Source organism: Mesorhizobium sp. M7A.F.Ca.AU.001.01.1.1, assembly GCF_004022735.1.
Lineage (GTDB): Bacteria > Pseudomonadota > Alphaproteobacteria > Rhizobiales > Rhizobiaceae > Mesorhizobium > Mesorhizobium ciceri.
Genome location: NZ_RZPF01000306.1, coordinates 1 through 7,171, shown reverse-complemented (window position 1 = coordinate 7,171; position 7,171 = coordinate 1). Strand labels below are relative to the sequence as shown.

The following is a 7,171-nucleotide window of genomic DNA, read 5'->3' as shown; positions in this document are numbered from 1 at the left end:
ACGGACGAACTGGGCGGCGATCAGAACGATAATCGACAGGATCACCAGCATCGAGGAGATCGCCGCCACCGTGGGGTCGACCTGGTCGCGTATGTTGGCGAACATGCGCTTGGTCAGCGTCGAGGTCGCGCCACTGGAGATGAAGGGCGAAACGACCACTTCGTCGAAGGAAGTGATGAAGGCAAACAGCATACCCGAAATCACGGAAATGCGAATCTGCGGCAAGGTCACGGTCAGGAAGGCGCGCACCGGCGACGCGCCCAGGCTGCGCGCCGCGCGCTCCAGATTGATGTCGAAGCTCGCCAAGCCGTTGCTGACGGCAATGATCACGAACGGGATGGCGAGCGTCGTGTGCGCCAGCACCAGGCCGGTCAGCGTGTTGTTGAGGCCGAGCCGCGAATACACGAAGAAGGGGTCGGAACAAGAGCAGTGCGAAATCGTACGCTAAGGGCGAAAGGATCATGAACTCTTCTGTAGTGCTGCTATGCAGCATCCGATCCCTGTGGATTGCCCTCGCAGGGCACCAGTTTTGATTTCTTCGCCTGACCGACTCGACGACGCTCCCGGCACATTGGTCGTGGATGGAGTTGGGCGATGGGTAAACGGAGGCTTCTCAAGGTTCAGGATCGACAGAGACTTTTCGATATACCAACCGATGAGGACGGCCTCATCCGACACTATTCGTTGTCGTCGGCTGACAGGCTTGAGATTGGACTTCGCAGACGGGAACACAATCAGTTCGGATTTGCCGTTCAGCTCTGCCTGATGCGATATCCAGGCCGGGTGTTATCGACCGACTAAACTCCGCCTCGCGCAATGCTAAAGTACGTTGCTGAGCAGATTGGCGCCGACGCTGGAAAGTTTGCGCTCTATGCACGCCGTGAAGAAACGCGTCGCGATCATATTGCTCGCTTGATGGTTTATCTGGCCGCGCGGAGCGCGACGGGGCAAGACCGTAGAGCTGCGCTGCTGGCTGCAATTCAAGCGGCCACGACGTCCGACGACGGTGGCGCGATAGCGAGTGCCACTGTCGCCATGTTTCGTGAACGCGGATCTCTTTTGCCAGCGATCGACACGATCGAACGGATCGGTCTTGCCGCCCGCGCCATTGCCCGTCGGCGGGCGGAGAGAGCGCTGATCGAAGAAATTTCGGTCGATACACTTCAATCATTGGATAGGCTGTTGGAGGTTGAGCCGGCCATTGGCCAAACGCGCTTTCATTGGCTGCGATCAGCGCCGGATGCGCCAGGTGCTTCAAACTTGGTCGGGCTGACCGAACGGATCGCCTTCCTGCGCAAGCTAGAAATCGATCCGAAATTGCAGATGCGTATATCATCTGGACGGTGGGATCAGATGATCCGTGAGGGCAACGCCACACCGGCATGGCTGGCCAACGACTTCAATGCCAGCCGTCGACACGCGCTGATCGTGGCGCAGATTATCAAGCTCGGCCAGAAGCTCACTGACGATGCAGTGTCGATGTTCATCAAGTTGATAGGCCGGCTGTTCTCGCAAGCCAATAACCGCAAGAAGCAGCGGCACATGGACTGCAGGCCGGATACGGCCAAAGCGCTACGCATGTTCCTGGACACGATCACAGCCCTGCAGTCCGCGAACGATTATGGCCGCAACGCATTGGAGGTTCTCGATCAAGAAGTTGGATGGCACCGGTTGCTTCGGATGTAGCCTGAGCTTGAGTCGATGGTCGAGGACAACGAGGCGTCGCCTTTGACCTTGGCGGCCGAGCAATATGCGACCGTCAACAAGTACGCCGGTGCGTTCCTGCAGGCGTTCACATTCCGCTCAGCGCGCCGCCATGACCCCCTTCTTGCGGCGATTTCGCTGCTGAAACGGCTCTATGCCGAGAAGCGGCGGAGCCTTCCGGATCGCGTCCCGGTCACCCACCTCAGCCAAGCTGATCGACGGCTAATCCTCGGGCAGGAGAAGCCCGATCGCCGTCTCTATGAGATTGCTACGCTCGCCGCTTTGCGAGACCGCCTTAGATCCGCGGACATTTGGGTCGACGGCAGCCGATCTTTCCGACCGATCGACGAGCACCTGATGCCGCTGCCAACGTTCACAATCCTGAAAGATGAAGGTCGCCTCGGACTTGGTGTCCAAGAGGACGGTGCGGCGTGGCTTACCGAAGCGCGGCAGATGCTCGACTTCAACCTGAAGCGCCTGGCGCACAGGGCACGATCCGGGAAGCTCGACGGTGTTCGTCTCGAAGGTGGAACGCTTATCGTCACGCCGGCAGCTGGCGAAGTTCCCGCAGCAGCCGAGGACCTAAATGCCGAGATCAGCGAGCTCTATCCGTTGGTCGAGGTGCCAGATCTCTTGAGGGAGGTGCATGAATGGACCGGCTTTGCGGATTGCTTCACCCATGTTCGCACGGGTGACACTCCGAGGAATGTCTCGGCCATGCTGGCTGGCGTACTGGCCGATGCAACCAACCTTGGTCCGAAACGGATGGCCAGCGCGTCCAAAGGCATCAGCGCTCACCAGATCAGTTGGATGCGCACCTTCCATGCGCGGTCAGAAACCTACCGTGCGGCCCAGGCCTGCGTGACGGACGCACACACCCGCCATCCGCATTCTCGTCTTTGGGGCAATGGCACGACGTCATCATCTGATGGCCAATTCTTCCGAGCAAGCGACCGAGCCGCAAAGCGCGGAGATATCAATCTGCATTACGGCAGTGAGCCCGGATCGAAGTTCTACAGCCATCTGTCAGACCAGTACGGCTACTTCAGCATCTTGCCCATCAGCCCGACCGAAAGCGAGGCTGCCTTTGTGCTCGACGGACTATTCGATCAGGACACGATCCTCGACATCCAGGAACACTTTACCGATACAGGCGGCGCGAGCGATCACGTCTTTGGGCTATTCGCTCTGATCGGAAAGCGGTTCGCACCGCGACTGCGCAATCTCAAAGATCGGAAGTTCCACACGTTCGAGAAAGGCGATGCATACCCGGCGCTGTCGAACCACATCGGAGCGCCAATCAACACCACCCTGATCCTCGATCACTGGGACGATCTGCTTCATCTGGCGGCATCGATAACCACCCGTGCCGTCGTGCCCTCGACGATCTTGAAGAAGCTCTCGGCATCACCGAAGGAAAGCCAACTGGCCAAGGCTCTTCGGGAACTCGGCCGCATCGAGCGGTCGCTTTTCATGATTGAATGGTACTCGAGCTCGACACTGCGCCGGCGCTGCCAAGCCGGCCTCAACAAGGGGGAGGCAGCGCACAAACTCAAACGCGCAGTCTTCTTTCATGAGCGTGGCGAGCTCCGCGACCGGTCGTTCGAAAGTCAGGCATTCCGCGCATCGGGCCTCAATCTTGTCGTCAGCGCGATCGTCCACTGGAACACGGTCTATCTCGACCGCGCGGTCACAGAGCTCAAACGAGCGGGAAGGAACATCTCAGATACGCTATTGAAGCATATCTCGCCGCTGAGTTGGGAGCACATCAACCTGACAGGTATCTACACTTGGGACAGCGAGCAACATCTCCCGGAAGGCTTCAGGTCGCTTCGCCTCCCGGCAGGGCTACGCCGTGCCGCATAACGTTCCTGCTCCGTTCGACCTTAGCGTACGATTTCGCACTGCTCTTGTTCCGACCCCAGGTAAACGGCTTCGACGCCGGGCCGATTGAAGCGCCCGCCATCGATCGCCGCGCCCCCACCACTGGTGGGCAGGCCCATTTGGGTGTCAGATAGCGATGGAAGATCTCGTCCGGCCCGACGCGGGTGACCTTCACCCGCGCGCCCCGTTCTCGAGATCCCGGATGAAGGCCAGCACTGCTTCGACCTGGCCGCCCGCGACGAGTTCGGCCGCCGTGCGATGGCCATAGTCGGCGATCGGCTCATTGCGATACCAGTAGATCGCCTTGTCGACGTCGCCGGTGAGTTCCGTTGCGGCCGAAATCACCTTCACCATCTCGCGCATCCGACCCTGCAGTCGCTCCGACGACGGGTTACGGAGCGTGTTGCGGTGGACGCCGGTCAACTGCGCCAAGTTGGCCACCTTCACGCCCAGCGCCTGCGACAGGCGCTTCGGCGAGATATAAGGCGTGCGCGGCTCCTGCAGGCTGTCGACAAAACCTGAGACCACTTTCGATTGTGCGAGCTGTGCGTGGGTCATGACAAATCTCCGACCTCTCTCTTACGCACAATATATGCACATTCCTAGGCATAGCAAGTGAACAGAGCCCGACGCCATTTCCAGCGCACTGCTTGTGCTTCCCCATCCTCGTAGCGGATGATAGCTAGCTGTGAGCTAGCGGCAGCAATGCGCCTCATTACCGCCGTACAAGCCAACATCGATATAGACCGAAAGCGGACGTGGGAAATCAGCAGCTCTCAAGGCGCACCGGCGCGCTGCTTGATGGTCGATTCGAGCCCGGCGTCATCCTTTTGAAAGCGGCAAGGTTGGAAGCCCAAGCTCGCGCAAGAATGTGTTGTGCTTCGCTGTCGCTGCGCGAAACTGCTTCTCGATGTCGACCAAGTCTTCATTGGCGGCTATTAGATCGATTTCGAGCTCATCCTCAGCCGTTCTGATGTAGCGGGAAATATTGAGGTTGTGACCCTCGTCGGCGATACGATCGATGCTGACGCGCTTGGAATAGCGGCCCTCCTCCTTACGGAACTTGTAGGTTTCGATGATCTTGCCGATATGGTCCGTTGTCCCGTTCTTGCCATCCCCTAATTTGTTCTGACGCTTGTCCTTCAAAAGTGCTCGGCTGCGTTGATGAAGAGAACATCGTCGGGCTTCTTACACTTCTTCAGAACAAGGATGCAGACCGGATACCCGTCGAATAGAACAGGTTGGCGGGCAGTCCGATGACGGCGTCGATGTGACCGTCCTTCAGCAGCTTGGTTCGAATGCGCTCTTCCGCCCCACCTCTGAACAGCACCCCGTGGGGGAGGATGATGGCCATTACGCCTTCATCCTTCAGGTAGTGGAAACCGTGCAACAGGAAGGCAAAGTCCGCGGCCGACTTGGGCGCCAGCCCATAGTTCTTGAACCGCACATCGTCGCCCATCGCCTCAGTCGGATCCCAGCGCAAACTGAAGGGCGGGTTGGCCACAAATGGCATCGAAGGAAGGCTTCTTTGCAGGATTCAATTCGCGCAGGATGTCCCAGTCATTGGAAAGCGTATCGCCGTGGTAGATCTCGAATTCAGTGTCCTTCACGCCATGCAACAGCATGTTCATGCGCGCGAGGTTGTAGGTGGTGATGTTCTTTTCCTGCCCGTAGATTCTGCCGATGCCGTGCGGCCCCATGCGCTTGCGCACGTTCAGCAGCAGCGAGCCGGAGCCGCACGCGAAGTCGAGGCGCAGATCACCCGGTCTCTCTGGAGCGAATATTCGCCAAACCGGAAGCCGCCGGCAGAGCCAGCTCGTGGTGTTGTTGAAAGGTGCGTAGGCATTGTGCGGACAGAGCTCTGACGGGTGGCGTCAGCTCTGCCTGCCACTATTTTCACCTTGGTCGATAATTAGCACAACAGAATATGTGGCCAGCCGGCAACAAGCCGGCCAGCAATCTATTGCTTACCCACAAACCGACGAACAGTCGTCATATGACGACTGTTCGGTCCACAGCCTTGGCCGCAGTCTCCGCCGCATTCGAGAATTCGACGGGAACTGAGCGTGATGGCAAGAATGATCGGGCACAGGCAGGCTGTTCTTTCGCCTTCGATTCCGGGAATGGCTTCCACGAATTCGGCTTTGCGGTGGAAGCTGCGTTCTCAAGTGAGCCGGCTTGCACTGCGATCCGCTGTTGGCGTTGCCGCAGCTGCGGGCGCGACCCTGCTGGCACCGGGACAGGCCTGGTCGGCTTGCTTCGTTGTTGGCGCCACGATCCAATGCGACAATACCACCACCATCGACACGACGTATCCTGATAACCCGCCCAATGACCGAGCTTACTCTGGTGCCATCGCAACACCGATCATCCTCAACATCGATGCAGGAACGACGGTAAGCGGCAAGGGCCTCGCAGTTTCCAACACTGGCGCCGGTGGTCTCAACGTCACCAACAATGGCACGATCAGCATTGATGCCGGCAACATGCCAACAGCTGGCGGCACCGCGGCGCTCTCGCTCTCGGCAGCCGGCGGCGTGATCACCTACACGGGTGGGAGCATCATCAACAACGGCACCGGCAATGCCTTCGATGCGGCGCAGACGGGAGGTGCCGGTTCGGTCGACATCAACATCGCCGCAGGTGTCTCTGCGGCAACAGGCGAAGGCATCACCGTCCGCGACGTAGCGACCAGCACCGGCGTTTCGGTCAAGACCAACAATGTCAGCGCGCTGGCGTTTGGCAAGGACGCGATCGATGCGCAGAGCCAGTCGCTGACCGGCAACATCGCGGTGACCGCCAATGGCGACCTTCAGGCGGGTAACGCCGGTTTGGTGGCGGTGATCGTTCCAGGTGCGGCAACCGGCAATATCGAGGTGACCACCAATGGGTCGATTGACGCCCGGTTCGGCATCGACGCCGAGAATCTCGGCACGGGCAGGACGACGGTGGTCGCAGGGGGTCCAATTGCCGCGACCACCGGCAACGGCATCTTTGCCGCATCGGTCGGCAGCCATGTAATAGTGGCAGCGCGCGATGTCACCGCCACCGGCAACACGGCGATCGTCGCCTGGCACGCCGGAGCTGGCGCGGGCGCGGTTGACATGAGCGCGAACAATGTCTCCGGCACGACGGGCATCGTGGCCACCAACAATGGCACGGGCACGGTCGGCGTCACTGCCACCGGCACGATCACCGGCACCCTCGCCGAGGGTATTGTGGCGACCGGCAACGATGCAGTGAGCGTAAGCGTCCTCGAGGCAGTGACCGGGGCGACCAACGGCCTGACCCTGATCGGCGGGACCGGCGGCGGCGGCGACATCTCGGTGACCGGCGTCGGGGGCTTCGTCGGCGGGACCGGCGACGCGGCGAACATCCTCAACAACGGCGCCGGCACCCTCACCGTCGACATTGCGGGCGCGAGCAACTCCACCGGCGGCCATGGCATCTACGTTCGCGATACAGCCCTTGGCGGCGACATTGGCGTCACCACAGGTGCCGTGAGCGCGCTGGCCGGAACCGCAATCGACGTGCAGACCCGGTCGGAGACCAGCAATCTCGACGTGACGGCCAACGGCGCAAT

At 60.0% G+C, this 7,171-nt stretch carries 5 protein-coding genes and 2 pseudogenes; 2 read left to right on the top strand and 5 right to left on the bottom strand.

The annotated features are described in order from the left end of the window. Positions 1-405, bottom strand: a 405-nt coding sequence (locus EN884_RS19190; protein ID WP_348632987.1) for an ABC transporter permease subunit, incomplete at its 3' end; no start/stop codon positions are given. 189 nt (positions 406-594) lie between these two features. On the opposite strand from EN884_RS19190, the pseudogene EN884_RS19185 reads away from it, so the two are divergent. Beyond that, positions 595-3,570 (top strand): annotated as a pseudogene (locus EN884_RS19185) (Tn3 family transposase). Between the two features lie 189 nt (positions 3,571-3,759). Here EN884_RS19185 and EN884_RS19175 read toward each other — a convergent pair. From EN884_RS19175 to EN884_RS40140, 4 genes are all read right to left on the bottom strand, one after another. Further along, entirely contained in the window at positions 3,760-4,146 is a 387-nt protein-coding gene (locus tag EN884_RS19175) for a hypothetical protein (protein ID WP_013525337.1), read from the bottom strand. A gap of 264 nt (positions 4,147-4,410) precedes the next feature. Then, entirely contained in the window at positions 4,411-4,734 is a 324-nt protein-coding gene (locus tag EN884_RS40150; RefSeq protein ID WP_206516559.1) for an N-6 DNA methylase, read from the bottom strand. Between the two features lie 52 nt (positions 4,735-4,786). Beyond that, complete coding sequence (locus EN884_RS40145) at positions 4,787-5,047, bottom strand: N-6 DNA methylase (RefSeq protein WP_275955649.1); 261 nt, start codon at positions 5,045-5,047, stop codon at positions 4,787-4,789. Positions 5,048-5,051: 4 nt separating this feature from the next. Next, positions 5,052-5,300 carry an N-6 DNA methylase gene (locus tag EN884_RS40140; RefSeq protein ID WP_198032133.1) on the bottom strand — a complete coding sequence of 83 codons (249 nt, stop codon included), beginning with the start codon at positions 5,298-5,300 and terminating at the stop codon, positions 5,052-5,054. A 456-nt stretch (positions 5,301-5,756) separates the two neighbouring features. Here EN884_RS40140 and EN884_RS19165 point away from each other — a divergent pair. After that, positions 5,757-7,171: pseudogene (locus EN884_RS19165) on the top strand (autotransporter outer membrane beta-barrel domain-containing protein); the annotation flags it as partial.